The sequence below is a fragment of the bacterium genome, from assembly GCA_035691305.1.
GTDB lineage: Bacteria > Sysuimicrobiota > Sysuimicrobiia > Sysuimicrobiales > Segetimicrobiaceae > DASSJF01.
In genome coordinates this window covers 17,987-43,953 of record DASSJF010000035.1, presented here as the reverse complement: position 1 = coordinate 43,953, position 25,967 = coordinate 17,987, and the positions used below count along the sequence as shown (strand labels likewise).

Annotated in this window: 30 protein-coding genes and 1 pseudogene; 6 read left to right on the top strand and 25 right to left on the bottom strand. The window is 71.0% G+C overall.

Features of this window, described 5'->3' with window-relative positions; translation table 11 throughout:
- Position 1: 1 nt before the first annotated feature.
- A complete protein-coding gene (locus VFL28_06155) occupies positions 2-961 on the bottom strand; it encodes a ring-cleaving dioxygenase (GenBank protein HET7264234.1) in 960 nt (319 codons plus the stop codon).
- A gap of 128 nt (positions 962-1,089) precedes the next feature.
- Between VFL28_06155 and VFL28_06150 the strand changes: the two genes are divergently transcribed.
- Positions 1,090-1,728: a DNA-3-methyladenine glycosylase 2 family protein gene (locus tag VFL28_06150; GenBank protein ID HET7264233.1), complete on the top strand. Its 639-nt coding sequence runs from the start codon at positions 1,090-1,092 to the stop codon at positions 1,726-1,728.
- Positions 1,729-1,765: 37 nt separating this feature from the next.
- A complete protein-coding gene (locus VFL28_06145) occupies positions 1,766-2,167 on the top strand; it encodes a translational machinery protein (protein ID HET7264232.1) in 402 nt (133 codons plus the stop codon).
- 19 nt (positions 2,168-2,186) lie between these two features.
- On the opposite strand, the gene VFL28_06140 is transcribed toward VFL28_06145, so the two are convergent.
- Genes VFL28_06140 through VFL28_06130 form a run of 3 tightly spaced genes read right to left on the bottom strand, consistent with a single transcriptional unit; the run spans position 2,187 to position 5,092 of the window.
- Positions 2,187-3,401 (bottom strand): CoA transferase, encoded by a 1,215-nt coding sequence (locus tag VFL28_06140; GenBank protein ID HET7264231.1) that lies wholly within the window; start codon positions 3,399-3,401, stop codon positions 2,187-2,189.
- Positions 3,398-3,901 (bottom strand): MaoC family dehydratase, encoded by a 504-nt coding sequence (locus VFL28_06135; GenBank protein ID HET7264230.1) that lies wholly within the window; start codon positions 3,899-3,901, stop codon positions 3,398-3,400. The genes VFL28_06140 and VFL28_06135 overlap by 4 nt, the downstream gene beginning before the upstream one ends.
- A gap of 24 nt (positions 3,902-3,925) precedes the next feature.
- Complete coding sequence (locus VFL28_06130) at positions 3,926-5,092, bottom strand: acyl-CoA dehydrogenase family protein (GenBank protein HET7264229.1); 1,167 nt, start codon at positions 5,090-5,092, stop codon at positions 3,926-3,928.
- 49 nt (positions 5,093-5,141) lie between these two features.
- Between VFL28_06130 and thiO the strand changes: the two genes are divergently transcribed.
- Entirely contained in the window at positions 5,142-6,284 is a 1,143-nt protein-coding gene (gene thiO / locus VFL28_06125; GenBank protein HET7264228.1) for a glycine oxidase ThiO, read from the top strand.
- A 59-nt stretch (positions 6,285-6,343) separates the two neighbouring features.
- Here the strand turns inward: thiO and VFL28_06120 are convergent, their stop codons facing one another.
- The 15 genes from VFL28_06120 to VFL28_06050 form a co-directional block, all read right to left on the bottom strand.
- Positions 6,344-6,874, bottom strand: a complete 531-nt coding sequence (locus VFL28_06120; protein HET7264227.1) for a chromate transporter — start codon at positions 6,872-6,874, stop codon at positions 6,344-6,346.
- Positions 6,871-7,386 carry a chromate transporter gene (locus tag VFL28_06115; GenBank protein HET7264226.1) on the bottom strand — a complete coding sequence of 172 codons (516 nt, stop codon included), beginning with the start codon at positions 7,384-7,386 and terminating at the stop codon, positions 6,871-6,873. The genes VFL28_06120 and VFL28_06115 overlap by 4 nt, the downstream gene beginning before the upstream one ends.
- Before the next feature lie 32 nt (positions 7,387-7,418).
- A complete protein-coding gene (locus VFL28_06110; GenBank protein ID HET7264225.1) occupies positions 7,419-8,078 on the bottom strand; it encodes a DsbA family oxidoreductase in 660 nt (219 codons plus the stop codon).
- Complete coding sequence (locus VFL28_06105; protein HET7264224.1) at positions 8,078-8,902, bottom strand: dienelactone hydrolase family protein; 825 nt, start codon at positions 8,900-8,902, stop codon at positions 8,078-8,080. The genes VFL28_06110 and VFL28_06105 overlap by 1 nt, the downstream gene beginning before the upstream one ends.
- Before the next feature lie 180 nt (positions 8,903-9,082).
- Positions 9,083-9,412 carry a hypothetical protein gene (locus VFL28_06100; protein HET7264223.1) on the bottom strand — a complete coding sequence of 110 codons (330 nt, stop codon included), beginning with the start codon at positions 9,410-9,412 and terminating at the stop codon, positions 9,083-9,085.
- Between the two features lie 112 nt (positions 9,413-9,524).
- The gene (argH, locus tag VFL28_06095; protein ID HET7264222.1) at positions 9,525-11,036 is read right to left on the bottom strand and encodes an argininosuccinate lyase; all 1,512 of its coding nucleotides are present in this window, start codon (positions 11,034-11,036) and stop codon (positions 9,525-9,527) included.
- Positions 11,037-11,039: 3 nt separating this feature from the next.
- Positions 11,040-12,434: an MmgE/PrpD family protein gene (locus tag VFL28_06090; protein HET7264221.1), complete on the bottom strand. Its 1,395-nt coding sequence runs from the start codon at positions 12,432-12,434 to the stop codon at positions 11,040-11,042.
- Between the two features lie 15 nt (positions 12,435-12,449).
- The gene (locus VFL28_06085) at positions 12,450-13,286 is read right to left on the bottom strand and encodes an ABC transporter permease (protein HET7264220.1); all 837 of its coding nucleotides are present in this window, start codon (positions 13,284-13,286) and stop codon (positions 12,450-12,452) included.
- Positions 13,287-13,311: 25 nt separating this feature from the next.
- Positions 13,312-14,262, bottom strand: coding sequence for an ABC transporter permease (locus VFL28_06080; protein ID HET7264219.1), 951 nt, complete (start codon positions 14,260-14,262; stop codon positions 13,312-13,314).
- A gap of 70 nt (positions 14,263-14,332) precedes the next feature.
- Positions 14,333-15,907, bottom strand: a complete 1,575-nt coding sequence (locus VFL28_06075; protein HET7264218.1) for an ABC transporter substrate-binding protein — start codon at positions 15,905-15,907, stop codon at positions 14,333-14,335.
- A gap of 23 nt (positions 15,908-15,930) precedes the next feature.
- Positions 15,931-17,067, bottom strand: a complete 1,137-nt coding sequence (tcuB, locus tag VFL28_06070; protein ID HET7264217.1) for a tricarballylate utilization 4Fe-4S protein TcuB — start codon at positions 17,065-17,067, stop codon at positions 15,931-15,933.
- A complete protein-coding gene (tcuA, locus tag VFL28_06065; protein ID HET7264216.1) occupies positions 17,054-18,517 on the bottom strand; it encodes an FAD-dependent tricarballylate dehydrogenase TcuA in 1,464 nt (487 codons plus the stop codon). The genes tcuB and tcuA overlap by 14 nt, the downstream gene beginning before the upstream one ends.
- Before the next feature lie 74 nt (positions 18,518-18,591).
- On the bottom strand, positions 18,592-19,635 hold the full coding sequence (locus VFL28_06060; protein HET7264215.1) for an ATP-binding protein: 1,044 nt from the start codon (positions 19,633-19,635) through the stop codon (positions 18,592-18,594).
- Positions 19,636-19,763: 128 nt separating this feature from the next.
- Positions 19,764-20,444 carry a response regulator transcription factor gene (locus VFL28_06055; GenBank protein HET7264214.1) on the bottom strand — a complete coding sequence of 227 codons (681 nt, stop codon included), beginning with the start codon at positions 20,442-20,444 and terminating at the stop codon, positions 19,764-19,766.
- A 67-nt stretch (positions 20,445-20,511) separates the two neighbouring features.
- Positions 20,512-20,901: a hypothetical protein gene (locus VFL28_06050; GenBank protein HET7264213.1), complete on the bottom strand. Its 390-nt coding sequence runs from the start codon at positions 20,899-20,901 to the stop codon at positions 20,512-20,514.
- A gap of 192 nt (positions 20,902-21,093) precedes the next feature.
- Here VFL28_06050 and VFL28_06045 point away from each other — a divergent pair, with 192 nt between their 5' ends.
- Together VFL28_06045 and VFL28_06040 are read left to right on the top strand one after the other, a co-directional pair.
- Positions 21,094-21,300 carry a cold-shock protein gene (locus VFL28_06045; GenBank protein ID HET7264212.1) on the top strand — a complete coding sequence of 69 codons (207 nt, stop codon included), beginning with the start codon at positions 21,094-21,096 and terminating at the stop codon, positions 21,298-21,300.
- A 422-nt stretch (positions 21,301-21,722) separates the two neighbouring features.
- Entirely contained in the window at positions 21,723-22,712 is a 990-nt protein-coding gene (locus tag VFL28_06040; protein ID HET7264211.1) for a zinc-dependent alcohol dehydrogenase family protein, read from the top strand.
- 7 nt (positions 22,713-22,719) lie between these two features.
- Here VFL28_06040 and VFL28_06035 read toward each other — a convergent pair.
- The 4 genes and pseudogenes from VFL28_06035 to VFL28_06020 all read right to left on the bottom strand — a co-directional run bounded on the left by VFL28_06035 (position 22,720) and on the right by VFL28_06020 (position 24,762).
- Positions 22,720-22,953: pseudogene (locus tag VFL28_06035) on the bottom strand (thioredoxin family protein).
- 12 nt (positions 22,954-22,965) lie between these two features.
- On the bottom strand, positions 22,966-23,424 hold the full coding sequence (locus VFL28_06030; GenBank protein HET7264210.1) for a hypothetical protein: 459 nt from the start codon (positions 23,422-23,424) through the stop codon (positions 22,966-22,968).
- A gap of 70 nt (positions 23,425-23,494) precedes the next feature.
- Positions 23,495-24,304, bottom strand: a complete 810-nt coding sequence (locus tag VFL28_06025) for an aspartate dehydrogenase (GenBank protein HET7264209.1) — start codon at positions 24,302-24,304, stop codon at positions 23,495-23,497.
- Positions 24,305-24,318: 14 nt separating this feature from the next.
- Entirely contained in the window at positions 24,319-24,762 is a 444-nt protein-coding gene (locus VFL28_06020) for an OsmC family protein (GenBank protein ID HET7264208.1), read from the bottom strand.
- An 83-nt stretch (positions 24,763-24,845) separates the two neighbouring features.
- Here VFL28_06020 and VFL28_06015 point away from each other — a divergent pair, with 83 nt between their 5' ends.
- Positions 24,846-25,256 (top strand): TfoX/Sxy family protein, encoded by a 411-nt coding sequence (locus VFL28_06015; GenBank protein HET7264207.1) that lies wholly within the window; start codon positions 24,846-24,848, stop codon positions 25,254-25,256.
- Positions 25,257-25,258: 2 nt separating this feature from the next.
- Here the strand turns inward: VFL28_06015 and VFL28_06010 are convergent, their stop codons facing one another.
- Both VFL28_06010 and VFL28_06005 read right to left on the bottom strand, forming a co-directional pair.
- On the bottom strand, positions 25,259-25,594 hold the full coding sequence (locus tag VFL28_06010) for a phosphodiester glycosidase family protein (GenBank protein ID HET7264206.1): 336 nt from the start codon (positions 25,592-25,594) through the stop codon (positions 25,259-25,261).
- Positions 25,570-25,965: a RidA family protein gene (locus VFL28_06005; protein HET7264205.1), complete on the bottom strand. Its 396-nt coding sequence runs from the start codon at positions 25,963-25,965 to the stop codon at positions 25,570-25,572. The genes VFL28_06010 and VFL28_06005 overlap by 25 nt, the downstream gene beginning before the upstream one ends.
- Positions 25,966-25,967: the final 2 nt, after the last annotated feature.

Below are 25,967 nucleotides of genomic sequence, written 5' to 3'. Positions count from 1 at the left end.
GCTACCCGCGGCCGGAGGGGAGACGTAGAACCGGAAGACGCTCCTCGAGGGCGGCGCGGCGAGGCTCGAGCCACGGCGGCAGCCGCAGCGTGGTGCCGAGCGTGCCCGGCGTTTCGTCGATCGCGAACCCCGGCGGGTCGGTCGCGATCTCGAACAGCACCCCGCCCGGCTCGTGGTAGTAGATCGAATGGAAATACTGCCGGTCGCGGACCGGCGTCACGTTGACGCGCGCCTCCAGGAGGCGTCGCCGCCACGCCGCCTGGGCGTCGTCGGACGCAACCCGCCACGCGACGTGGTGCACCGTGCCGACCGCCACCACCGCGGGCGAGGCGTCCGGGGCGCCGACGATGTCCACGTAGGCCGCCGCTCCGCCGTTTCCAAAAACATACCGCCGGCGATGGCCCACGATCTGCGCGCACTGCAGGCCCATGACTTCGGTCAGCATGCGTTCGGTGCCGGTGTGCTCGTGCTCGAGCAACGAAACGCTGTGAAATCCGCGGATCGCCTGCGCGGCCGGGACCGCGGCACCCGGCCACGGGCGGCCGAGTCCCGCGCGCGGATCCGCCACCAGTTCCAGCGGCAGCCCGTCCGGATCCGGCAGTTCGAGGATCGATTCGCCGAACGGAGACTCCTTGGCCTCGAAGGCGACATCGCGGCCGCGGAGCCGCTCCTCCCAATAGGCGAGCGATCCGGGCGGGACGGAGAACGACACCGCGGTCACCTGCCCGGCGCCGTGGCGGCCTCGCGGTGCGCCCGGCCACGGGAAGAACGTGAGGATCGTGCCCGGGTGGCCGGCTTCGTCGCCGAAGTACAGATGATAGGTGCCGGGGTCGTCGAAATTCACGGTCCGCTTGATGAGACGCAGCCCGAGCAGCCCCGCGTAGAAGTCCACGTTCTGCTGCGGGTCGCCCGCGATCGCGGTGACGTGATGGATGCCGCCGAGCCCGCCGCCCGAATTCATGTTCGCGTCCCTCCCGTGCCCCGTGTCCCCGGCGTGCCGCGCGGCCGGGGCAAGAAATAGTACGACCGGGCGGTCGAAGGAATTCCGCGTCGCGCCGCCCTCGTTCGGCGTATCATGGATGGTACCGTATGAACACCGATCCACCCCGAACGCGCTTTGGCGCCGCCGCGGCGGCGGTGGCGCGCCGCGACAAGGTGATGGGCGCGCTCATGAAGCGGACCGGCCCGTTCCGCCTGCCGAGGCCCGGCACCGACCACTTCGGGGCGCTCGCGGAGAGCATCTTCCACCAACAACTGGCCGGCGCGGCCGCGCGCGCGATCCACAGCCGGTTCGTCGCCCTGTTCGACGGCGGCCCCTCCCCGGCGGCGGTCCTGGCGCTCACGCCGAGGAAGCTTCGATCGGTCGGGCTCTCGCGCGGCAAGGTGTTATCCATTCGAGACCTCGCAAGGAAGGCCGCCGACGGGACCGTCCCGCTGCGCCGCATCGGCCGGCTCCCCGACGAGGAAGTCATCACGCGCCTATCGGTCGTGCGGGGCATCGGGCGGTGGACCGCGGAGATGTTTCTGATCTTCCAGCTGCGCCGGCTCGACGTGTGGCCGGTCGACGATTACGGCGTGCGCCAGGGCTATTCGATCGCCTACGGCCTGCGCGGGCTCCTCACGCCGAAGCAGCTGTACGAGCGGGGCGAGCGGTTCCGGCCCTACCGGACCGTCGCGGCGTGGTACTGCTGGCAGGCCGTTCGCGAGAAGCGGAAGGCGGCGCCGTGACGCCCGGCCCGGGCGACCGGCTGACGGAGGCGACGTGATGCGAACGCACATCGCGGTCTGGCTCGATCACACCGAGGCCCGTGTCTTCCACGTACGGCCGGAGACGCCCGGCCATCCGCAACCGGAGCCCGTCGACGAGACGACGATCCTCTCTCCGCGACACGTCATTCACCGGCATTCCAAGGGTCAGGGCGAGGCCCGCGAGCACCCGCAGGACGCGACCCACTTCTTTCAGCAGATCGCGCGTTCCGTCGCGGACGCCGACAGCCTCTTGATCGCGGGGCCGGCGTCGGCCAAGACGGAGTTTGTGCAGTATCTCGAAACCCGCGACAAGCCCCTGCGCGCAAAGGTGGCCGGCGTCGAGACGGTCGACCATCTAACCGACCGAGAGATGGTCGCCTACGCGAGGAGGTACTTCAAAGCCAGCGACAGGATGTAGGATCCGACGGCGCTTCCCGCTAGCCGACCACCCCGGCCGCCCTCAGCGCGGCGATCTCCGCGGCGGTATAGCCGAGCCCGCCGAGCACCTCGTCCGTGTGTTCGCCGACCGCCGGCGGGGGCAGCTGCGCGGCGGCGCGCCGGCCGTCGATCTTCACCGGGAAGTCGACCATCCGGAGGTTCGGGATCTTCGAGTGCGCCACCGGGGCGAGCAGTTCGAGCGCCGCAACCTGTGGATCGGCGGCAACGTCGGCGAGATTGCGCACGCGGCTGCACGGTACGCCCTGGGCGAGCAGCACGTCTTCCCAGTGCGCCGCGCCTTCGGTCCGAAAGCGCGCTTCCAGAATCTCGTGCAGCGCGTCGCGGTGCGCCACGCGGTCCGCGTTCGTCCGGAAGCGCGGGTCCGCCGGCAGTTCCGGCAGGTTGAGCACGTCGCACAACTTCAGCCAGATCCGGTTGTTGCCGGCCGCGAGCTGCAGATAACTGTCTTTGGTCGCGAAGCTCTCGTACGGCGCGATCATCGTCGCGGTGGTGCCGACCGGCTTCGGCACTTTCCCGGTAGCGAGGTATCCGAGCAGATAGTAGCCGATCCACGTGACGCCCGTGTCGAGCAAACTCGTCTCCACGTGCGCCCCGCGGCCGGTATGCTCGCGCGACAGCAGCGAACAGACGACGCCGAGCGCCGCCCACATGCCGGTCCCGTTGTCGACGATCGACGGGCCCGTGCGGACCGGCCGCCCGCCGGGCTCCCCCGTGATGCTCATGATGCCGGAGTACGCCTGGACCACCGGGTCGTAGCCCGGGCGGTCCCGGTGCGGCCCCACGGTGCCGAAGCCGGTGATCGTGCAGTAGACGATGCGCGGGTTCTCGGCGCTGACGCGCGCGTAGTCGAGCCCGCGCCGTTCGAGGCTGCCGCGGCGGAAGCTCTCGAGCAGCACGTCGCTCCGCCGGGCCATCCGCAAGATCACGTCGCGCCCCTCGTCGCGGTCGAGATCGACGGCCACGCTCTTCTTGTTCCGGTTGAAGGCGAGAAACGTGGTGGCGATGCCGTTCCAGGCCGGCGGGCGCCACTCGCGGGTGTCGTCGCCCGCCCCGGGCCGCTCGATCTTGATCACCTCGGCCCCGAGGTCGCCGAGGATCATCGCGCAGTACGGCCCGGCGATATTGCGGGTCAGGTCGAGGACGCGGATACCCCGCAGCACGCCGCCGGGCAGGGGGGCGTGGGGGCCCGTCACGTGGCCGTCTTGGGGCGGGGCCGCTCGCGCCGAGGCGACTTCCCGCGCTTGTAGATCAGGATCGTGCGTTCAAACTCGATCACCACCGTCCCGTCCTGCTTGTAGCCGCGCGTCTTGAATTTCAGGATGCCGACGTTCGGCCGCGAGCGCGACTCGCGCTTCTCGAGCACCTCGGTCTCCGCGTACAGCGTGTCGCCGACGAACACCGGCGCGGGCAACGTCACCTTGTCCCAACCGAGGTTTGCGAAGGCGTTCTCGCTGAGGTCGATGACGGACTGGCCGGTCACGAGCGCCAGCGTGAAGGCGCTGTTGACGAGCGGCTTCCCGAACTCGGTCTTCGACGCGTAGTGGTAGTCGAAGTGCACCGGGTTCGTGTTCATCGTCAGGTTGGTGAACCATACGTTGTCGGTGTCCGTGATCGTGCGCCCGTACGGGTGTTCGAAGATCTGGCCCGGCTCGAAGTCTTCGAAGAAACGCCCTTCGCCGGTGGTGCGGGTCATCAGAGCCCCCGTGGTGTATCGCGCTCAGTACGACTTCGGCAGCCCGAGCACGTGCTGCCCGAGATAGGCGAGCACAAGGTTGTTCGCGACGGGCGCCGTGGTGTAGAGGCGGGTCTCCCGGAACTTCCGCTCGATGTCGTAGTCGGCGGCGAACCCGAACCCCCCGTGCGTGTCCAGGCACGCGTTCGCCGCCTCCCACGCCGCGTTCGCGGCGAGCAGTTTCGCCGTGTTCGCCTCGGCCCCGCACCGCCGCCCGTGGTCGAACAGCCACGCCGCCTGGAACCGCACCAGGCTCGCCGCCTCGATGTGGGCATGCGCGAGCGCGAGCGGAAACTGCACACCTTGGTTGGCGCCGAGCGGCCGGCCGAATACGACGCGCTCCTTCGCGTACTTCGCCGCGCGGTCGACGAACCACCGGCCGTCGCCGATCGACTCCGCGGCGATCAGGATGCGTTCGGCGTTCCAGCCGTCGATGATGTAGCGGAAACCGAGCCCCTCTTCGCCGATCAGGTTCTCCGCCGGCACCTCGAGGTCGTTGATGAAGAGCTCGGTCGAATGATGGTTGATCATGAGGCGGATCGGCTTGACCTGGACCGTCCCCCGCTCGACCGCCTCCTTGAGATCGACGACGAAGACGGACAGTCCCCGGGTCTTATCGGTCAGCTCCTCGTAGGGCGTCGTTCGCGCGAGCAGCAGCATGAGATCCGAATGCTCGGTGCGCGAGATGAACACTTTCTGCCCGTTCACGACGTAGCGGTCGCCGCGGCGCACCGCCGTCGTCTGAATCTTCGTCGTCTCGGAACCAGCCGCGGGCTCCGTCACCCCAAACGCCTGCAGGCGCAGTTCCCCCGACGCGATCCGCGGCAGCCAGCGTTGCTTCTGGGCTTCGCCGCCGTGCCGCAGGAGCGTCCCCATGATGTACATCTGCGCGTGGCAGGCGCCGGAGTTGCCGCCGGACCGGTTGACCTCTTCCAGGACGAGGGACGCTTCGGTAATGCCGAGGCCGGTGCCGCCGTAGGCTTCCGGGATCAGCGCCGCCAGCCAGCCGCCCTGCGTCAACGCCTTGACGAAGGCGTCGGGATAGCCGCCGGTACGGTCCAGCTCGCGCCAGTAGGCGTCAGGATACTGCCGGCAGAGCGCGCGAACCGCGTCGACGATCTGCCGCTGGTCGACGGTGAGTTCGAAGTGCATACCGGCCACTACGGAGGAAGCGCGGCATTGTCCTGTAAGATGTGACTCCATGCCGCGGTCGCCGGACGTCGTCGTGATCGGCGGAGGCATGATCGGCTGCTCCGTCGCGGAGACCCTCGCGCGCCGCGGGGCGGCCGTCACGGTGCTCGAGCGCGGCCGCATCGGCGAGGGAGCGCCGCGGGCCGCGGCGGGGATGGTGTGGCCGTCGCTGCGGACGGCGACCCGCGACGCGTGGTTCGATCTCTGCCTCGCGGCCTCGACCGCCTACGCCGGCGTGGCGGTGCGGCTCCGCGCAGAAACGGGCACGGACGTGGAGTTCAGTGTGGGCGGAGCGCTGCGGGTCGCCGACGGACCGGCGGAGCGCGATGAGTTGCGCGCCAAGAGCGAGTGGATGCGCGCCGCCGGCGTCGACGCCGCGTGGCTCGAGATCGGCGAAGCGCGCCGGCTGGAACCCGGCCTGGCGCCGGACCTCGCCGGGGCGCTGTGGCTTCCGTCCGCGGGACAGGTGCGCGGCGATCTGATGGCCGCGGCGTTGGGGCGCGCGGCCGCCCTTCGCGGCGCCGACGTCCGGGAGAACACCGCCGTCCTCGGCTTCGAGCGTCGCGGGGACGAGGTCACAGGCGTGCGCACCCCCGAAGGCACGCTCGCGGCCGGATACGTCGTGCTCGCGGCCGGCGCGTGGTCGGGGCCGCTCTCGAGCGCGCTGCCGCGCCCGGTGCTGGTGCGCCCGGTCAAAGGACAGTCGCTCCTCGCGGCGGCGCCGGCCGGGTTCGTGCGCCACGTGGTCTACGGCACCGCCGCCTCGCTCGTGCCGCGCCGCGGCGGGCAGGTCTACATCGGCGCCACGCTGGAGGACGCGGGGTTCGACACGCGGCCGACGCTCGGCGAGATCGCCGGGCGCATCAGGGGCGCGGACCGCCTCGTGCCCGGCGCCGCGTCCCTCGCGCTGCTCGAAACCCGCGCCGGCCTGCGGCCCGCCTCGCCGGCGTTCGTGCCGATCGTCGGGCCTGTTCCGGAGTCCCGCGGCCTCATCGCCGCGACCGCCCACTACCGAAACGGTATTCTGCTCGGGCCGCTCACCGGCGAGGCGGTGGCCGAAATCATTCTCCGCGGCGGATTCGATGAGGGCCTAGCCGCGCTCGGTCTGCTCGACCGGGCCGGCGCGCTGACACCGGGGACCGCGGCGATCTAAGGGGGACTTCGTCCGGGACGACGCGGGAACCGACGTCGAGGTGTCGGCGGCTGAGGCGCCTAGATCACCCCGGCCGCGCCGAGGAGCCCGGCCGCCGCAAACGCCCAGAGCGGATTGATGTTCGTCGCGTACGCGAGCCACACGGTCGCGGCGGTCACCGCGAACGCCGCGGCGCTGCGGTCCGCCGCGCGGATCAGGATGTAGGCGCTCGCCAGGATCAACCCGACCATCACCGGCGTCAGGCCGGATTGGATCGCGAGCTGCCAGGCGGAGCCGCGGATCCGGCCCCACACGCGCGCCACCAGATACGCGAGCACCGCCGGCGGCAGGCAGATCGCCGCGGTCGAGACGGCGGCCCCGGCCGCGCCGGCCGCCTGGAACCCGATCAGCGTTGCGATAAACGAGTTGGGTCCCGGCTCCGCCTGGCTGAGCGCGTAGAGATCCGCGAACTGCCGGTCGGTGATCCAGCGCGCGACGTCGACCGCCTCGCGGTGGACTTCCGGCAGCACGGAGTTGATGCCGCCGAACCCGAGCAGCGAGACGCCGGCGAACACGCGGGCGAGCGCGGCGAGCGTCCCGGCCGCCGTCATGCCATCCGCCGCCACGCGAGAATGATGCTGACCGGCGCGAGCGCGAACAGCGTCCAGACGACCGGCCAGCGCAGCAGGCCGGCGGCGGCAAACGCCGCGGCGATGATCGGCAGCGAGATCCCCGGACGCCGGGAGACCACGGGCCGCGCGACGTGGCCGGCCAGCGCGAGCGCCAGCCCGGCCGCCGACGCCGCGACGCCGGAAAAGATCCCGTGCACGAGCGCGAGGCCTCCGAACCGCGCGTAGAGCGCCGCGATCGCGGTGACGATGAGCATCGGAAGGACGAGCAGGCCGGCGAGCGCCGCCGCGGCGCCCGCGATGCCGCGGTAGCCCTCGCCGAGCACCGTCGCGAGATTGACGATGTTTGGGCCGGGGAGAAATTGGCACAGCGCGAGCAGGTCGGCGAACTCCTCGGGGCTGAGCCAGCGCCGCCGCCGGACGAGCATCCGCTGCGCCCAGTACAGCGCGCCGCCGAAGGCGGTGCAGCCCACGAGCAGGAACGCCCAGAAGATCTCGGCGAGCGACGGCCGGACGTGCGCCAGCGTTACGCCTCGGCGGCCAAGCCGAGCCGGTCTTCGATCGCCGCCGCGATGAGCGCGGAGTCCTGCGCGCCCGAGATCTCGTGCACGCCGTCGATGGAGAAATGCGGCACGCCCTGGATGCCGGACCGGTAGGCGCGGTCTTCCTCCGTGCGGACCTCGGCTTCGCCGTCGCGGCCGGCGAGCAGCGCCGCCGCCCGCGCGCGCGGGACACCGGACGCCGCGGCCAGATCGGCGAGCACGCCGTGATCGCCCACGTCGAGGCCCTCGAGGAAGTACGCGCGGAACAGGGCCTCGGCGAGCGCATCCTGCCGGCCGAGAGACTCCGCGAGCCACAGGAGCCGGTGGGCGTCGAACGTGTTGGGCGTGCGCCGGATCTTGTCGAACGCGAAGTGGATGCCGGCGCTGTCCCCCACGGCGGCGAGCCGCGCGTCCATGAGCTGGATCCGCTCCGCGCTGCCGAACTTCGCCCGGCGGTAGGCGGCGCGGTCGATTCCCTCGCGCGGCAGCCCGGGATTGAGCTCGAACGGCTTGAAGGTCACCCGGACGCCGAGGTCGCGGCCGGGACGCGCGGCGCGCAGCGCCCCGAGCGCCTGCTCGAGGCGCCGCTTGCCGACGAAACACCACGGGCATACCACGTCGGAGACGACGTCGACGCGCACCATCACGCCGCCGCCAGGTGGTGCGCGAAGAAGGCCAGCGTACGGGCCCACGCGTCGCGGGAGGCGCCGAGCCGGAACGAGCGGCGCGTGTCGTTGAAAAACGCGTGCGGCGCGCCCAGGTAGACGTGGTGCTCGAACGGTTTGCCGGCCGCCCTCATGACCTCCGCAAACGCCGGGACGCCCTCCGTGATCCTCGGGTCGTCGCCGCCGTAGAAGCCGATGACCGGGCAGCGGATGTTCCCAATCTGCTCGGCGGGCGGCGCGGCGCCGTAGTAGATCGCCGCGGCGGCCAGATGCGGCTCCGCGCAGGCGAGGCGGCCCGAGAGCGCGCCGCCCATGCAGTAGCCTGTCGCTCCGACTTTCATGCCGCGCGCGCGCGGGTGCGCCTGCACGTGGCGGACCGCCGCGCGCAGGTGGCCGACGTAGCGGTCCATGGGCCGGTTCGGGTTGAACAGCAGGCCCATCGTCGCCCGGAGCGGCCCGCCCTGCTTCTCCGGCAGCCCGGCGACGGCGGCGTCGCGCTCGGCGGGATTCTGCCAGACCGACGGCGGCACCGTGTCCAGAAACGCCTTCACCGCCTGGATGCGCTCTTGGGAGAGCGCCTCCGGGATGGTGCCGCTCTGCGAGTACAGCTCCGGCGCGCACGCGAGGTAGCCCGCGGTCGCGAAGCGGCGGACGAGATCTTCGATATGGTCCTCGACGCCCCAGATCTCCATGATCACGATGATGGCGGGAAGGAACTCGCTCCCGTGATCGGGCCACGCCTGATACGCGCGCACACCGCTGCCGCCGGAATCGAAGGTGATCCATTCGTCGCGCAGTTTCACGCGGACACCTCTGCCGGCCGATCGGCGCCGGTCGCCTTATGATTGGAGCAGGGTTGAGCGAGGGCTATCGGAGAGTCGGTTCGACCCGGCCCCAGTGATTCCCCCAGGCGCCGGACTCGATAAGAAGGCGAGGCGGCACCGCCTCGCCTTCTTCGATTGGCGGCGTTTCTGTGTCGCCGCTTACCGCCGCCAGTGGCCTTCCACCCAGATCCATCCGCCCGGACGGCGATCCCAATGGCCCGGCACCCACACCGCGTACCCGACCGGGGGCCGGCCCCAGTACCCGGGGACCCACACCCAACGGCCGCGCCACACATAGTGCCCGCCGATCCAGATGTAGCCCGGTCGCGGCGCGATGCCGATGACCTCAACCGGCGCAACGGGCGGCGCGATGGGTGCGAACACAAAATTGACCTCCACCTCGGCGCGCCCCGGAGCCGGAGTGCTCATGACGAGCCCCCCGCTTCCGATCGCGACGAGAAGGGCGAAGGCTGCGATCCGTCTCACCATGTCGATCAAACCTCCCGCGGCGCCGACGTTTCCTGCGACCAAGACATCAAAGCGCCGGGACCCGGGCGAAGGTTCCCGGGTCCCGGACGGCGCCGCGTTCCTGGCGGCGGGGTTACGCCGAAGCCAGCACCGCGTCCACCGCGGCTTCGAGTTTGGCGCGCGCCTCTTCGAGATGACGCTGGGCCGCGGCGACCTCGGCGTCGTCACGCGCGAGCCGGGCGCGCGATTCCTCGATCTGGCCGCGGGCTTCCTCCGGCGCCGGACCGCCGTAGAGCGTCCGGCTCTTGACGAAGTGCTCCGGGTCGAGCGCGCGGCGGAGACTCTCCTTGCTCAGGTGCACGGGCTCGCCCATGTACTCGACCGCGGCCTCGTCAAGCAGCGCCGGCGTGACGCCGTCCGGCCCGAAGCCGCGCTCGTATCCGTACCGGACGAGGATGCCGACGATCTGGTGCGCGGTGCGCCAGGGCAGGTTCTTGTCGCGGACCAGCGCCCCGGCGATGTCCGTGGCCTGCGCCCAGAACTCGCCGGCCCGGCGGCGCATCAGCTTTGTATTCCACCGCACCTCCGGCATCAGCTGCCGCCACCATTTGAGGTCCCGCACCGTGTCGTCGAACAGCCGCCACAGCAGCTCGCCCGCATACTGCCGCTCGAGCGCCGGCACCCCCGTGGGCCCCTTGTCGACGTGGAAGCCGACGACGAGCGCGCCGAGGCTCAGCGAGGCCATGCCCTTCACGTACTGCGGCCCGTACGGGTTCTTCTTCTGCATCATGATGCTGCTGGTGCCGCAGAACCGGTCGGGGATGTCGACCATGCCGAACTCCGATGTGCTCCACAGCACGAGGTCGTCGGCCCAGCGGCCGATGCTGTTGTTGAGGACGGCGAGAACGCAGAACGCTTCCAGCGAGACGTCGCCGGTCTGGATCGCGTCGAACGTGTTGCGGATCGGCTCGTCGAAGCCGAGCAGTTCGGACGTCCGGTGGCGGTTTAGCGGAAAGTCGGATCCCGTCATGATCGCCGCCCCGGCCGGGCTCCGGTTCGTCCGCCGGTAAAGCGCGAGGCCGCGCTCGAAGTCCCGTCCCAGCACCTCGGCCGAAGCGATCAGGTAGTGGGCCAGCGTGATCGGCTGGCCGTGCTGCCCGAACGTGTACCCCGGCATGATCGTCTCGACGTGCCCCGCCGCCATCCCGAGGAACGTCTCGCGCAGCCGGTTGATCTCCCCGAGCACCTCGAGCACGCGGTCGCGCTGGGGAATGCGCCGGGAGATCGCGCCGAGGTCGCCGGAACTCCGCCCGAGGTGGATGCGCCCGCCGACCTCCTCGCCGAGCCGGCGGATCAGCATCTGCTCGCCGGAGTGGTTGCCGCCGCCGACGCGGAGGCGGACCTTCTCCGTTCCTTCCTGCTCGGACTCGCGGAGGACGGAGAGCATCGCCGCGGCGTCGGCCTTCGGAATCAGGCCCTCCTCGACGAGCATCACGAGATGAGCCTTGTCGAAGGCGTGCACCGAGTATAGGGTCTTGAGCACGCGGTCGCTGCGGTGCTCCTCGACGTCGGGTAGAACGTCTTCGTCGAGACGGATGCCCGCGGTGCGAAAGCCGCGGTATTCGGACGAACGCTGCTTGCGCATGCCTTACCCCCTTGACCGTGTCTGCGCCGGCGTGACGGCCTCCAACAGCGGGGCCAGCGCGGGCTGCGCCTCGAGTCCGGCGACGATGTCGCGGACGCGCTCGGCGCCGGACGCGCCCAGCACCGGTGTCGCGAGCGTGACGAACTTTGCCTCGACGTCGGCGGCGCTCAGCGGGTTGCGCGCGTGGCCGCGCGGGAATTCCTGGGCGCCCGCGAGGCGCCGTCCGTCCGTCGTCTCGATCTCCACCGCCTTCGGCGTCTCTTCGGTGAAGGCCGGATCCTCGACCACGTCGACGCGGGACGCCAGCGCGCGCACCGCCGGATCGCTCAGCAGGGGCTCGCCGTACTCCTCTCGTCCGGCGCGTCCGGTGCGCAGCGCCACGGCGAAGCTGTAGGGCAGGCTCATTTGCGCGTCGAGGGTCGTGCCGACGTCGTGCTTGCCGAGCTGGCGCACGGCGTAGGCGGTGCCGCGCACCGTGACCTTGGCCACTTGGCCGGCGGACAGCCCGTGCCGCGCCAGGAGGTCCTGCAGGGCGCCGAGCGGCGCGTGGATCGCCGCGCAGCACGCGAACGGCTTGATGCCCGAGCGCATGATGAGAAAGTCCCGGCCGAGGTCCGCGGTGACGGCCCCGGGGTCCGGCGTCCCCGCGCCGTAGGTGGACAGGAATCCCCCCCACGGCGCCTCGAGAATCTCCGACGGCCCGGTGAACCGCTGCTCCGCCAGATACGCCGCGAGCACGCCGTTTTCGGCCGCCTTGCCGGGATGCAGCCGCTTCGTCATCGCGCCGTCGCGGATGAAGGCCCACACGCCGCCGGTGAACGAGCCCGCGATGCCCATCGCCTGGGCCGTCGCGGCGCCGTCCAGCCCCAGCGCCTTGGCCGCGGCGGCCGCGGCGCCGAAACTGCCCACCGTGCCGGTCGAGTGCCAGCCCCGCGCGTTGTGGGGCTTGTACGTTCCCGCGGCGTTCATCACCCGCGCGGCGACGTCGTAGCCGGCGACGACCGCGGCGAGCAGCGCCCTCCCGGAAATCCGCCGGTGCTCGCCGGCCGCGACCGCGGCCGGCACGACGACCGCGCCGGAGTGGCCGCAGCCGCCGTAGTCGTCCAGTTCCCGCGCGTGCGCGCGCGTGCCGTTCGCGAGCGCCGCGCCCGTGACGCCGCTGCGCGCCCGGGTGCCCCACACGGTGCACAGGTCCCCCGGCGCGCAGATCGCGAGGGCCGCGAGCGCGCGGTCGCCTTCCTCGGTGCCCGCCCCCGCGAGCGCGGCGCCGAGCGTGTCCAGCACCGCCGACTTGGCGCGGCCGGCCACGTCGGCCGGCAGATCCTCGTACCGCAGACCGGCGACGAACGCCCCGAGGCGCCCGGTCAGCGTCACGCGCTCACGGACCTGCATCGTCATCGCCTCCCCTCGCGGTCACCGCTGCGCCGCGCGCGGATTCAGCGCGTCGTTCAATCCGTCGCCGACGAGGTTGACGCTCAACACGCTCACAAGAATGGCGAGGCCGGGAAAGGTGGAGAGCCACCAGGCTTCGCCCAAGAACGCCTGCGCCGTGTTGATCATCGTGCCCCAGCTCACGTGATTGGGGTCGCCCAGGCCGAAGAAGCTGAGCCCCGCCTCGAGCAGGATCGCCTGCGCGACGTCGAGCGATCCCGCGACGACCGCCGGGGCGATCGCGTTCGGCAGGATCTCGCGCACGATGATCAGGAACGGGGACGCCCCCACCGCGCGGGCGGCCTCGACGAACTCATACGTGCGCAGCCGAAGAAACTCCCCCCGCACGAGGCGCGCCACCGCCGGCCAGCCGAGAACGGCGATGACGACGATGATCTTGGCGAGCCCGGGCCCCGACAGCGCGATGATGACGAGCGCGAGAAAGAAGCGCGGCACGATCTGGAAGAACTCGGCCGTCCGCATCAGCGCCGCGTCGGTCCCGCCGCCGAAGAACCCCGCGACCGCGCCCACCGCCACGCCGATCAGCGTCGACGACGCGGCCGCGAGCACGCCGACGGCGAGGGAGATGCGGGCACCGTGCAGGATCTCGCTCAGCACGTCGCGCCCGAGGTTGTCGGTGCCGAGCCAGAACCGCGCGCCCGGGGAGACGAACGGCGCCCCCGCCAGCGACCGCGGGTCGTGCGGCGCGATCCACGGCGCGAGCACGGCGGCCGCCGCCACCAGCGCCAGCGCGGCCCCGCCCGCGACCGCGCCCCGATGCCGCGCAAACCGGCGCCAGCGCCGGGCGCCGCCTGACACCGCGGCGCCGCGCCGGGCCGGTGCGCTAGGTGTAGCGGATTCTGGGATCGAGGTAGCCATACACGATGTCGGTGACGAGGTTCGCCGCGACCGCGACGGCCGCGGCGAGGGAGAAGATGCCGAGCAAGACCGGATAGTCGCGCGTCGAGAGGGACGTAAAGAGCAGCAGCCCCACCCCCGGCCAGGCGAACACGGTCTCGACGAGGGCGGAGCCCGTGAGCAGGAACCCGAGATCGAACCCCATGATCGTCACCACGGGCAGCACCGCGTTGCGGACGGCGTGCCGCGTCACGACGCGCGACGCCGGCAACCCTTTCGCCCGGGCCGTCGTCACGTAGTCCCGGTGCAGCGCGTCGATCAGGCTCGTGCGCATCAACCGCGCGTTGACGGCCAGGTACCGGGGACACAGCGCGATCGCGGGCAGGATCAGGTGCCGGCCGACGTCGGCCAGGTGCGCGCCGCCGGTGAGCTGCCGCCGCACCACCTGCATCCCCTCCGCCGGCAGCCAGCCGAGCCAGAGCGCGAACGCCAGCACGAGCAGCTGGCCGAGCCAGAAGACCGGGATCGAGTAACCGGCGAGGGCCGACGTCATGACGAGGTGGTCCAACACGGAATTGCGCCGCAGCGCGGCCGCGATGCCGAGGAGCGGCCCGAGGACCGCCGCCGCGGCCCACGCGGTCAGCACGAGCAGCGCCGTGGCCGGCGCGCGCTCGAGGATCACGCGGAGGACCGGCCGGCGCTGCGCGAACGAATAGCCGAAATCGCCGGCACCCGCGTGCTCGAGATACCGCACGAGCTGGACCCCGAGCGGCCGGTCGAGCCCGAACTCGTGGCGCACCGCCTGGACGTAGGCCGCCGGCGCCGGGAAGTCGCCGACCAGCGCCTGGACGGGATCGCCCGGGGCGAGATGGATCAGCAGAAAGTTGACGACGATGACCCCAAGGAGAAGCGGGACCGTCTGGACGGCCCGGTGCAGGATGTAGCGGCTCAGCGCAGGCGCCCGCGGCGGGCCCGGAGGCTGCGCCTCCGGGCCCCGCCGCCGCCGCTCACTTGCTCAGCCAGACGCGGCCGTAGTAGTACGAGGCCGAACCGTCACCCCACAGACCGTGCACGGTGCTGCGCGCGACGTCTATTTCCGCAAGCTGCACGAGCGGAAGGCTCGGGATCTCGGGCGCGAGCAGCTCCTGCACCTTCCGGTAGGGCGCCACGCGCTGCGACTCCACCGCCTGCCCCGCGCCCTGCGCAAACAGCGCGTCGACGTCCTTGCTGCAGTAGCCGGAGGCGTTCACGAACGGCGCCCGGCGCACGTCCGAGCAGATGTAGAGACGCTGCACGCCGACCGCGGGATCGCCGCCCGTCGCGTAGTTCTGCAGGGTGGCGTCGAAGTCCCAATTCCGGAACACCTTGTCGATCATCACGTTGCGCTCGACCGCCTCGAGCTGCACGTCGATGCCGACCTGCCGCAACTGCTCGCGGATCACCTGCCCCATGTCGAGAAATCCCGAGTGGCCGGGGTCGAACACGAGGCGCATCTGGAATCTGGCCCCGCCCCCCTTGCGCGGGAGCCCGGCCTCGTCGAGGAGCGCCTCCGCGGCTTTCGGGTTGTAGGCGTAGAGTTTTTGCAGGTCGACCTGCGGGTTGTAGGCCCAGCCGATGCGGGCGTCGATCGCGCTGCGGCTCACGCCGCCGAGCCCGCGATATACCCGGTCGATCAGCGCCTGCCGGTCGATCGCGCGGGCGATCGCCTGCCGCACGCGCCGGTCCGAAAGCGGCGCCTTGCGAATGTTGAAGATCATCAGATCGTCCTCCGGAAAGCCCGGGTCGAGCTTCGTGACGATGTCCCGCCGGTGGGCGACGAGATTGTAATCCGCCCGGTTGAAGTAATAGTCGTGGATGTAATCGATGTCGCCGGTCTGGATCGCGACGGTCCGCGCGTGCGGGTTTGGGATCATCTTGAACACGATCCGGTCGAGGTACGGGAGCCCGCGCTCGTAATAGCCGTCGTTTCGGACGAGCGTGATATGGTCGCCGCGCACCCATTCCTGCAGCTTGAAGGGTCCCGCGCCGTTCGGCTTCAGGTTGTAGGGGTTGGTCACGACGTCGGTCCCTTCGTACAGCTTCCGCGACAGCACCGGCGCCCCGGCGACCAGGTGCAGGAACGGGCCGTACGGTTCTTTGAAGCGGACGACGACCGTGTAGGGATCCAGCGTCTCGACCGACGCGACGAACGCGAAGGCCTTGGACGCCTGCGGATGGTACCTGCCGAGCACGCTCTCGAACGTGTACTTCACGTCCGCGGACGTGAGCGGCGTTCCGTCCTGAAACGTGACGCCGCGGCGGATCCGGAACGTGATCGTCTTGCCGTCCGCCGTGACGAGCCACGACTCGGCCAGCGCCGGGTGGACGCTGCCGTCGGCGTTGAGGAGCAGCAGCTGGCCTTCGATCGGGGTGCCGATCTGGTCGTCCGTCGCCCCGGTCGTGAGCGCGGTGTTGAGCGTCGGCGGATCGGTGTCCACCGCGAAGACGGCCGTCCCGCCGCGGATCGGCTGCTGGCCGACCGCCGCACCCGAGATCACCGCGATAAAGACGACGGCACCCGTTGCCGTGGCAATCCAGCGCATGCGCGTCCCCCCTGATCCCGCCTTCAGGCGCCGGTCCCGGTCGCCTGCGCCGCGTCGAGCATCTCTTCGGACGCGTGCCGGGCGAGCGCGAGGTACCGGTAGACGAAGTGGATGAACTTGCCGTACGGCGCCGTGATGAACAATCCCGCCAGCAGACCGAGGTGCACCACCAGCAGCGGCGGCATGAGGCGTGTGTCGCGCAGCACGAGCAGCAGCATCCCGGTGATCGCGACGAGGTCGAGGAGCACCAGGAACGCGTAGTCCATCGCCGTCATTACCGCCGACGCCGGCTCCGCCTCGCTGCGCGCCTTCAGGACCAGCAACCCGGTGGTCCCGGCGATCAGCAGCACGCCGCCCGCCGTGCCGAACACCACCGGCAGGCTCAGCAGCGGATAGGGCGGCATGCGGCCGACGATGTCCTGCTCGATCGCCGCGATCGTCGTCGAGACGAACGCCAGCCCGAATCCGCCGGCGACGCAGTGGTGCAGGAGGCGCCGCCGCGATGACCCTCGCTCCCGCGGATAGTAGCAGCCCGCGCCGCCGCCTTTGAGAAACCGCAGCGTCACCGCGTCCAGCGTCGCCCGCCAGACGGCGGCCGCCGCGTTCGGTGCCGCACCCGGCGGCCCCGGCCTGGCCCGAATATCGCGGGCAAACTCCGCCGCGCCGGCAAGCGCGACCCACGCGCCGTAGAGCCCGACCGCGAGGGCCGGCACGGTGATGGCGAGCCACGGCGCCACCGCGTAGAACGCGCCCGGCCCGCGGTGGGCCGCGGTGAGAACGCCCGGGCCCATGAACGCGGCGACGAGCAGCCACACCGCGGCGATCCCGCCGAGGGAGAACGCGGCCGTGCCCGCGACGCTCCGCCGGAACAACCCCGCCGCCCCGCGGGGCCGGCTGTAGTGCTCGTATGTCCGCACGCGCGCGTCCGCCAGCACCTTCGGAATGTTGACGGCGAACTCGTGCGGCGGCGTGAACATGCACGCGGTGTAGCAGTCCCGGCAGTCGTGACAGAGGTTGGCGAGATACGTCAGGTCGCCCGCGGCGACCTCCGCGCGCAGCTCGAGCGCCGGAAACACCGCGCAGAAGCCCTCGCAGTAGCGGCACGCGTTGCAGACACCGAGCTGGCGCTGCGCCTCGCGCAGAAACTCAGGCTCGTACACGGTCCACCGCGCCCGCGGCCGCCCCGGCGTCGCGGCCCATCGCGTGCGCCGCGGCCTCGCGGCCGGCGATCCGCCCCGACACGGTGCCGATCGTCAGGCCGAAGCCGCCGAGGTATCCGCGGAGCAGAATGTTGCCGGACATGCACTCGCCGGCGGCGTAGACGTGCGGCATCGCCGCGCCGGACGCGGTGAGGACGCGCGTCCGCGCGTCCACCGTCACACCAAGGTAGGTAAAGGTGATCCCCGGCCGCACCGGAAACGCGAAGAACGGCGGCGTGTCGAGGCGCGACGCCCAGTTGGTCTTCGGCGGCGCGACGCCGGACGTGGCCGAGCCGTCCAGCCTGCTCATGTCAATCCGCCGCACCGCCGGCGCGCCGCGGTTGAAGTCCTCCACCGTCGCTAGGAACTGGTCCCGGTTGAGGTCGAGCTGCGCGGCGAGGGCCGGGATCGTTTCCGCGCGGTACGGCGGGTAGGCGGGAGGGATGAACCGGCCCCACGCCTTCGCGTCGAACACGGAGTAGGCGGTCTGGTCCGGCTGCGCGGCGACGAGCCCGCCCCAGATCGCGTAGCGTTTCGGCCAGATGTCTTCGCCCTCGTCGTAGAAGCGCCGGCCCTCACGGTTCACGACGATGCCGAACGGCAGCGAGTCGACCCGCGTGACGATGCCGCCGTCGAACTGCGGGGACCGCGCGTCGATCGCGAGCGCGTGAAACCCCTTCGGATCGCCCACCGGTTGCGCCCCGCGCTCGAGCAGCGCGGCGAGGAGCGTGCCGTCGTTGTACGGTGTGCCGCGGATCAAAAACCGGCGGGCCGCCTCGCCCCAGTAGCGGGTCAGCCAGCCGATGTTGGCCTCGAACCCGCCGGCCGCGGCGATCAGCGCCCGGCACGGAATCGTGCGCCGGACGCCGGCGATCTCCGCGAGCGCCGCGCATCCCGCCCCGCCGCGGTCCTCGACACCGGTGACCGCGGCGTTGTAGCAGACGCGGACGCCGAGCCGCAGCACCCGGTCGTAATAGGTGTTGACGAGCGCCTTCCCGCCGCCCAAAAAAAACAGATTGGTCCGCGACAGGTGCAGCGTCCCGCGCAGCGGCTGCTGCCAGCGCACACCCTGGCGGGCCATCCACTCCGGGACGCGGCGCGACTCCTCGATCGTCGTCTCGGCGAACGGCGTGTTGGTCGCGCTGCCGCCGACCCGCAGCAGGTCGTCGAGGAACTCCTCCCGCGGGTACGGGCCCGTCACGTACGCCGTGCGCTCGTCGTGGAGGTAGCGGATGTTGCGGGTGTGCCGGCTGTTGCCGCCGCGCAGGTACTCCGGCGCGCGCTCAAGCAGCAGCACGCGGGCGCCGCGCAGCGAGGCCTCGATCGCGGCGCAGAGCGCGGCGTTGCCGCCGCCGGCGACGACGACGTCGGCGGCGAGGGGCGGTTGACCGTCGGTGCGGAGCGCGGCCATCAACAACTGTCTGTTCTCGGCCGCGCCGGACGGACCCTCGAATCCGGACGGCCCCGCGGACCCGACCGCCGCCATCAGGCCGCGCCGCGCCGCGGCAGGACGATCTTGATCGACGTCCCCCCGCCGGGCCGGCGCTCCGCCGAGGCCGTGCCGCCGTGCGCGTCGACAAGGCTTTTGACGATCGCGAGCCCGAGCCCGCTGCCGCGCGAATCCTTCGCCTTGTAGAAGCGGTCGAACACGTGGGGCAGGTCCTCGGGGGAGATCCCGGTGCCGGTGTCCTCGACGATCAGCTCCACCCGGTCGCCGGCCGCGCGGGCCCGAACGGTGACGGCTCCTCCGCGCGGCGTGTAGCGCAGCGCGTTGCCGATGAGGTTGTTCAAGACCTGCCGGATGCGCTCGGCATCCGCGTCGACAACCGGCGGCGGTCCCGCTTCGTCCGCGAGCGCCAGCGCCACGCCGTCCGCGGCCGCCTGGTCGCCGAACGACGCGACCGCGTCCCGGGCGGGGTCCCGGAGATCGAGAGGGGCCCTGGTCAATTGAAGCGCCGCGCGCTCCGCGGTGGCGAGGGCGCGCAGGTCCTCGATGAGGCGCGCCAGCGTCCGCGTCTCCTCGAGGCTCATCGCGAGGTGTTCGTTGTCGCGCGGGTAGACGCCGTCGAGCATGCCCTCGAGGGTCCCCTGCAGGACCGCGAGCGGCGTGCGCAGCTCGTGCGAGATGTCGGTCAGCAGGTCGCGGCGCTGTTCGTCCTCCCGCTGCAGACGCTCCGCCATTGAATTAAAAGCATGCGCGAGGATCCGGGCTTCGGGCGGACCCTGCTCCGCCACGCGGGCCGCGAAGTCGCCGTCCGCCGCGCGGCCGAACGCCGCCAGCACGTCCTCGATCGGACCCGCCATGCGGCGCACGGCGCGGGGTCCCCCGAAGGCCACCGCGAGGACGAAGATGACGAGCGCGACGAACAGCGGGCGGACAAACATCCACCCGGGCGGACCTCCCGGCATCGCGGGCCCGAGATGCAACGCGGCGTGCATCGTCCACTGGACGAAGAACGAAAGGGCCGTCGCAAACACGACGACCGCGGCGATGAACAGGACGGCGCGGCGGAGGAATCGCGCCCGCATCCGCCGCCACGCCTCGGTCGCGGGACGGCCGCTTGGCGGCCAGGGCTCTCCTTCCGGCCACCACGGCGGCCGGCCGCCGTGGTAGGGGCGCCTCCAGCCGAACGACGGGTCGGGACAGCCGCGCCGCATCACAGGTCCGCGAACTTGTATCCGATGCCCGGAACGGTCAGGACGTACCGGGGACGGTGCGGATCGGCTTCGACTTTGCGGCGGATGTTCTTGACGTGCGAGTCGATCGCCCGCTCGTACGACTCGACCGCAAAGCCCCGGACAGCTTCCAGCATCTGACCGCGGGTGAAAACGCGGCCGGGCTGACGCGCGAGGTACGCGAGGAGCTGAAACTCCGTGGGGGTCAGCGCGAGCACACGGCCGGCGAGCGTCGCCTCCATCTTCGCGACGTCGAGCACGAGATCGCCGGCGCGGATCGCCGCGGGCCCGCCGCGGGCGCCGTCCCACCGGCGGAGCACGGCGCGCACCCGCGCGACCAGCTCCTTCGGGCTGAACGGCTTGACGATGTAGTCGTCGGCGCCGAGCTCGAGTCCGATGAGCCGGTCCGCTTCGTCGGCGCGCGCGGTCAGCATGATCACCGGCACGTCCGACTCGCGGCGGAGCGCCCGCGTCACGTCGAGTCCGTCCTGCCCGGGCAGCGCGAGATCGAGGACGACGAGGTCGGGCTTCTCGGCGCGGACCGCCGGGAGCACCGCGGGCCCGTCGGAGGCGGTCACCACGCGAAAACCCGCGCGCTCGAGGTAGTCCCGCGCGATCTTGACGATCTTCGGCTCATCGTCGACGACGAGGATCTTTGGCATCGGAGTCGGGAAGCGGACACGCGGGCGGACGCGGCGCCGGTTGGCTAGCGCGCCCGCCCGCGCGGGCTCACACCGTGCTCGACTGGCTCTTCGGCTCGTGCTGACGCCGGTGCCATTCTTCGAGCCAGCGAGGGCCCCCTTCGCCGCTCGAACCGGGGCCCCACGGACCGCGCCCACACCTCCCGCGCCGCCAGAGCGCGCGGAACAGCACCACGAGGAGCGCGATCCAGAGCAGCGGGAACAGGAACCCGAAGAAACCGAACGGGTGAAAACCGTAGCCGTACGGTCCGTACCAGCCGTACCCGTATGGATGCATCGGATACGGCGCGCCCGGTGCCGGCGTCTGGCCGCTCTGGGCCGCGCCCTGCGCGAAACCGAGGTGGTACGAGTAGCCGTAGATCCCGAACACGGCCGCCGCGACGGCGAGGACGAGCAGCACACCAACGACGATTCGCATCGATCGACCCTCCATGTCGTTTGTCTTCGTCTTCACTCTGCGGCGGGGCCATGGAGCGCGCATGGAGGCGATGTGGAGAGCGTGTGGAGGCCGGAATCCGCGTTGCGAAGCGGCCTCAAACCTGTCATAATGATGGACGCATCAGCAGACTGCAAAGTCGGTTGGTAGCACGATGTACAAGGCAGGTGCAGGATGGCAACGGGCACGGTCAAATGGTTCAATGCTGAGAAGGGGTATGGATTTATTACCCCCGAGAACGGCGCCAAGGATCTGTTCGTGCATTTCAGCGCGATCCAGGCCGACGGCTACAAGACCCTCACCGAGGGTCAAAAGGTCGAGTACGAGGCCACGCAGGGGCAGAAGGGCCCCCAAGCGAGCAACGTCCGCGTCATCGGCTAACTAACCGAGAACGCTGTCTTCAGACGCCGACAAGAATCACGGGAGAGCAGCCGGACAACCGGTTGCTCTCCCAATTTGAACCAGCACATGGAGCGTGACCTTATGTCGAATCGCTGCAAAGCCTGCGGAATGCCGCTTCCACCCGTCGCGATCCAGCACCGCGATGAGTTTTGCTCGACCGAGTGCGCTCGGCAGCATTACGGAAGCAGCACCGGACGGACCGCGAGCGGACGGTCCTACGGGACGACCGGCCGCGGCCGTATCGTCTCGCTGACAGCGGTCAAGGCGAAGCGCGCGGGCCGCTAAGCACCCGCAGTTATCCGGGCGTTTTGGTCCGCCGGGATCCACGGCGCGGCCGAAGCGCCCGGAGTTTTTGCCCCCCGTGTTTCCGCCCAGCGCCCACGCACGATAGAGGCAGGCCGATGCGCGCCATGCTGCTCGATGCCCCGAAGACTCGGCTGCGGCCGGCAGACGTCCCGCCGCCGGAGCCATCCGCCTCGCAGGTACTGCTCCGCGTCCATGCCTGCGCCGTGTGCCGAACCGACCTGCACATCCTCGACGGCGAACTCCCCCGCCCCAAGCTGCCGCTGATCCTCGGCCATCAAATCGTCGGCACGGTCGTCAGCGCCGGCGCCGAGGCCGCGCCTTTCAGGGCCGGCGACCGCGTTGGCGTGCCGTGGCTGGGATGGACGGACGGCACCTGTGCCTACTGCCGCGGCGGCCGCGAGAATCTCTGCGACAACGCCCGGTTCACCGGCTACCAGATCGACGGGGGATACGCGGAGTACACGGCCGCCGACCACCGTTACTGCTTCCCTATCCCCGCCGGATACCCCGACCTCGCGGCGGCGCCGCTTCTGTGCGGAGGGCTGATCGGGTACCGGGCGCTGCGGATGACGGACGGGGCGAAGCGCCTCGGCCTCTACGGCTTCGGATCGGCCGCGCACATGATCATCCAGGTGGCCCGGTGGCAGAACCGGCGGGTGTACGCGTTCACGAGCCCCGGTGATGCGGCGGCGCAGCAGTTCGCGCGGAGCCTCGGCGCCACGTGGGCCGGCGGCTCGCTGGAGGCGCCGCCGGAGCCGCTCGACGCGGCGATCATCTTCGCGCCGGTGGGGCCGCTCGTGCCCGCGGCGCTGCGCGCCGTCGCGAAGGGCGGGAGCGTCGTGTGCGCCGGAATTCACATGAGCGACATCCCGGCGTTTCCGTACGACCTCCTGTGGGAGGAGCGCGTCGTGCGCTCCGTCGCGAACCTGACGCGGCAGGACGGCCTCGAGTTCCTCGACCTCGCCCCGCGGGTGCCGGTCCGCGCCGATATTCACACGTTTTCGCTCGAGGACGCCAACGAAGCGCTCGACGCGCTGCGGCACGGTCGCGTCAAGGGCACCGCGGTACTGACGATCGCGTGCTAGCCCGCCGCTACGGGCGCGGGGCGGCCGGCGGGGTGCCCGGGCCGACGGCATCGAGCACGAGGCTCAGGAACCGCGCCTCGGGCACGGCGCCTTCGATGTTCACCTGTTCGTTGATGATCGTCTTGGGAACACCGTACACCTGGTATCGCTGGGCCACGTCCGGAAATTCGGCAACCTCGATCACGTCGGCGGTCACGTGCGGGCTTTCGATCGCGAGCTCGTGGGCCAGCCTGGCCGCACCCGGACAGTGCGGTCAGGTCGGCGTGACGAGCACCTTGATGTGGACCGGCGACGATAGAGCGGCGGCCTGTTCGCGGGTCGCCTGCGCGAGCGACGTGGCGCCGCTGGCCGCCTCGAGCAGGCCCGCCACCAGCACGGCGAACTCGTAGCCGGCCGGCGCCCCGAAATACCGCATCGTCCCCTTGTTCTTCCCGCGGAACACGAGCGCAGGAATCCGGTCCACGCCGGCGCGCCGCGCCGTCTCCCCCTCGGCCACGAAATCGTGCACTTGGAGGGTGACGCGGTCCGAGAGGGCCGCCACCTCGCGCATCAGTTCCTCGGTCTCACGGCAAGTCTGGCAGTCGTAAGACGGCTGTACGGAGGACGGCAGGACAATCGGGGAGGTACGCTGCGTAAATAGATCGACCGTGATCGAACCCGTCAGCTGCTTCGCGAAGAGCTCCGACAGTGCCTGGCGGTCTCTGTCTCCCAATACCGGCATCCTCATCGCCCCTTAGCACCGCGTCACGGCCTGCTGCCACCGGCGCGACGTGCACGCCGCGTTACGATCCGACCCGGAACGGAGACGTGAGCTTGCGGATCGTCGCCAGGATCGACATCGCGGTCAGCACGCCCGTGCGCGGGTTCGCGCTCGGGCGGTTCTCGATATGGACGGTGAAGCGCCCGAAGTCGCCCGCGACCTCCACGTCGTGCGTGTTGCGATCGAGCGACGGATCCGCGATAATCCGCACCCGCGTCCTGTCCGGTCCGATGCCGGCCAGGCTCACCGCGGCGGACACGTTGACGTTGGCCGGAAAGCCACGGCACGCCTCGCGCGCGCTCCCCTCGAAGACGACCCGCGGCTCGGTCAGCGCGGCGACGTCGATGCCGTGCGCCTCGAGATACGGCGCCCCGGCGAGGCCCCGGGGCGGCTTCCGGGTCGTCATCGTGACCGACTCGACGGAGCCCACCGCCGCGGCCGAGATCGCGTCGAGCCCGCCGATCGCGCCGGACACCACGTGGAGCGTGCCGCCGCCGCGGCGCGCCAGGCCGGCGTAACGTTCGTGGTCCGCCACGAGGGCGCCGACGCTCGCGACGAGCAGGACCTTCCCCGCGCCGAGCGCGGCGGTGGCGATCTCGTCGAACGCCGCGGCCGGCGCCGCCTCCACGATCACGCCTGAACGCCGGACGAGCTCGTCGAGCGGCACCACAGGCGGAACGCGCCGCAAGAACGCCTGCGCCGCGTCGCGCGTTTTCTCGAGATCGCGGCTCGTGACCGCGGCGAGGGTCGCGCCCGGCACGCCGCGGTCGAGACCCCCCGCGACGGCGCGGCCGATCGCGCCGAAGCCCGCAATCCCGACCCGCGCGGGCAGGTCCAGGGCGGCTCCTACTTCTCGAGCGTGGCCTGGACGCTCAACTGCACGTTACCCTTGAGCGCCTGCGAGATCGGGCAGCCGTCCTTGGCCGCCTCCGCCGCCTTGCGAAAGCCCTCCTGATCCAGACCGGACACTCGTCCCCGCACGGTGAGCGCGCTCGAGACGACCTTGAAGCCCTCGCCGACCCGGTCGAACGTGACCGACGCGCTCACTTCGAGCCGGGTGGGCGGGGTCTTCGCGTTCGCCAGCCCAAACGACAGGGCCATCGCAAAGCAGCCGGCGTGGGCCGCCGCGAGCAACTCTTCGGGGCTGGTGCGGCCGCCCGGCGCCTCGGTCCGCGAGGCCCAGCTCACCGGCAGCTCCTTGAAGACTCCGCTCGATCCGGCGGACACTGCACCGGATCCGGAGAACAGATCCCCCTGCCACACCACATCGGCGCGTCGAACCGCGGGCATCCCGGCGACCTCCCTGTCCGTTGAGATAGGTTCATTATAGTGGAAGGCGCGGCACGGACAGAACGGAGGTGGCGGCGGTGGCGATGAAATGGAAGAAATCGCCGGAGGCGTTGGTGCGAACGTTCAACACGATGGTGCCGGGCGACCCGGACGTCGAGCGCCGGAAGATGTTCGGCTATCCTGCGGCGTTCGTCGCGGGGAACCTGTTCATGTCGCTGTTCCAAGAGTCGCTGGTGCTGCGTCTCGGGGACGAGGATCGCGCCGTGTTTCTGAAACTCGACGGAGCGTCGCACTTCGAGCCCATGCCCGGCCGCGCGATGCGCGAGTACGTGACCGCCCCTCCCGCCCTGTTGACGCGGCCCAAATCCCTTGCGCCCTGGATCCGGCGGTCGCTCGACTACGCGCGCTCGATCCCGCCGAAGGCTGCCAAACGGCGCCTGCCCGCGCGCGGCGCGGGAGGCGGCGCGGGGCGGCGGACGGTGCGGTCGAGGTAGCCCTAGCGCGAGTTCGCCGCCGGCATGCTGAAGATCAGCAGGGCGTTTGCCACCGGACGCTCGTGGCCGTCCGACGGCGAATTCACGACGGCCGGCGCGGAACGCCACGGCAGGCGCAGAGCCATCGTCACCGACCCCCCGCTGTCGAACTCCATCGCCTGGTACGCTCCCAGCCACCGCATGTAGCCGGCGAGTTGCGGCTGCGTCAGCCCGACGCTGAGGTGTCGCTGGCGGCCGTCCACGGCGATCAACAGCATCGTCCTGCCGTCCGGGGAGTTGGTACGCGCCGGGGCGCGCGCGGGGTTCCCTCGGCCTACGGACCAAGGTAGGCCGTGCAGGTGACCTCGACCAGCAGGTCGGGATGAATCAGCGCCCCAACCTGAACCAGCGTGCTGGCCGGCCGGTGCTCGCCGAAGAACCGGATCCGCACCGGGTTGATCCGGGTCCGGTCCGCCATGTTGGTGAGATGGATCAGCACGCTCGTGATCCGCGACGCGTCGGCCCCGACGCGCGCCAGCACCTTCGCGATGTTCTCGAAGATCTGTTCCGTCTGCCGGGCCGCGTCGCCCGCGCCGACCACGCGGGCGTCCCGATCCATCGCCACCATCCCGGAGATGTAAACGATGTCGCCCGCGCGCACGGCGTCGCAGTAGTGGCTGACGGGCGGCGGCAGCACCCCCTCGAGGCTGATCCGTTCGATCCCGGTCATTG

Coding starts and splice junctions, on each gene's coding strand:
- argH (HET7264222.1), bottom strand. CDS start 11,036: ATGCGCAAGCAGCGTTCGTCCGAATACCGCGGCTTTCGCACCGCGGGC.
- VFL28_06135 (HET7264230.1), bottom strand. CDS start 3,901: ATGACCCGCACCACCGGCGAAGGGCGTTTCTTCGAAGACTTCGAGCCG.
- VFL28_06130 (HET7264229.1), bottom strand. CDS start 5,092: ATGCACTTCGAACTCACCGTCGACCAGCGGCAGATCGTCGACGCGGTT.
- VFL28_06005 (HET7264205.1), bottom strand. CDS start 25,965: ATGACCGGGATCGAACGGATCAGCCTCGAGGGGGTGCTGCCGCCGCCC.
- VFL28_06145 (HET7264232.1), top strand. CDS start 1,766: ATGCGAACGCACATCGCGGTCTGGCTCGATCACACCGAGGCCCGTGTC.
- VFL28_06060 (HET7264215.1), bottom strand. CDS start 19,635: ATGCGGGCGCGATTCCTCCGCCGCGCCGTCCTGTTCATCGCCGCGGTC.
- VFL28_06075 (HET7264218.1), bottom strand. CDS start 15,907: ATGCGCTGGATTGCCACGGCAACGGGTGCCGTCGTCTTTATCGCGGTG.
- VFL28_06150 (HET7264233.1), top strand. CDS start 1,090: ATGAACACCGATCCACCCCGAACGCGCTTTGGCGCCGCCGCGGCGGCG.
- VFL28_06040 (HET7264211.1), top strand. CDS start 21,723: ATGCGCGCCATGCTGCTCGATGCCCCGAAGACTCGGCTGCGGCCGGCA.
- VFL28_06015 (HET7264207.1), top strand. CDS start 24,846: ATGAAATGGAAGAAATCGCCGGAGGCGTTGGTGCGAACGTTCAACACG.
- VFL28_06100 (HET7264223.1), bottom strand. CDS start 9,412: ATGGTGAGACGGATCGCAGCCTTCGCCCTTCTCGTCGCGATCGGAAGC.
- VFL28_06155 (HET7264234.1), bottom strand. CDS start 961: ATGAATTCGGGCGGCGGGCTCGGCGGCATCCATCACGTCACCGCGATC.
- VFL28_06120 (HET7264227.1), bottom strand. CDS start 6,874: ATGACGGCGGCCGGGACGCTCGCCGCGCTCGCCCGCGTGTTCGCCGGC.
- VFL28_06020 (HET7264208.1), bottom strand. CDS start 24,762: ATGCCCGCGGTTCGACGCGCCGATGTGGTGTGGCAGGGGGATCTGTTC.
- VFL28_06110 (HET7264225.1), bottom strand. CDS start 8,078: ATGGTGCGCGTCGACGTCGTCTCCGACGTGGTATGCCCGTGGTGTTTC.
- tcuA (HET7264216.1), bottom strand. CDS start 18,517: ATGGCCGCGCTCCGCACCGACGGTCAACCGCCCCTCGCCGCCGACGTC.
- VFL28_06050 (HET7264213.1), bottom strand. CDS start 20,901: ATGCGAATCGTCGTTGGTGTGCTGCTCGTCCTCGCCGTCGCGGCGGCC.
- VFL28_06055 (HET7264214.1), bottom strand. CDS start 20,444: ATGCCAAAGATCCTCGTCGTCGACGATGAGCCGAAGATCGTCAAGATC.
- VFL28_06045 (HET7264212.1), top strand. CDS start 21,094: ATGGCAACGGGCACGGTCAAATGGTTCAATGCTGAGAAGGGGTATGGA.
- VFL28_06090 (HET7264221.1), bottom strand. CDS start 12,434: ATGACGATGCAGGTCCGTGAGCGCGTGACGCTGACCGGGCGCCTCGGG.
- thiO (HET7264228.1), top strand. CDS start 5,142: ATGCCGCGGTCGCCGGACGTCGTCGTGATCGGCGGAGGCATGATCGGC.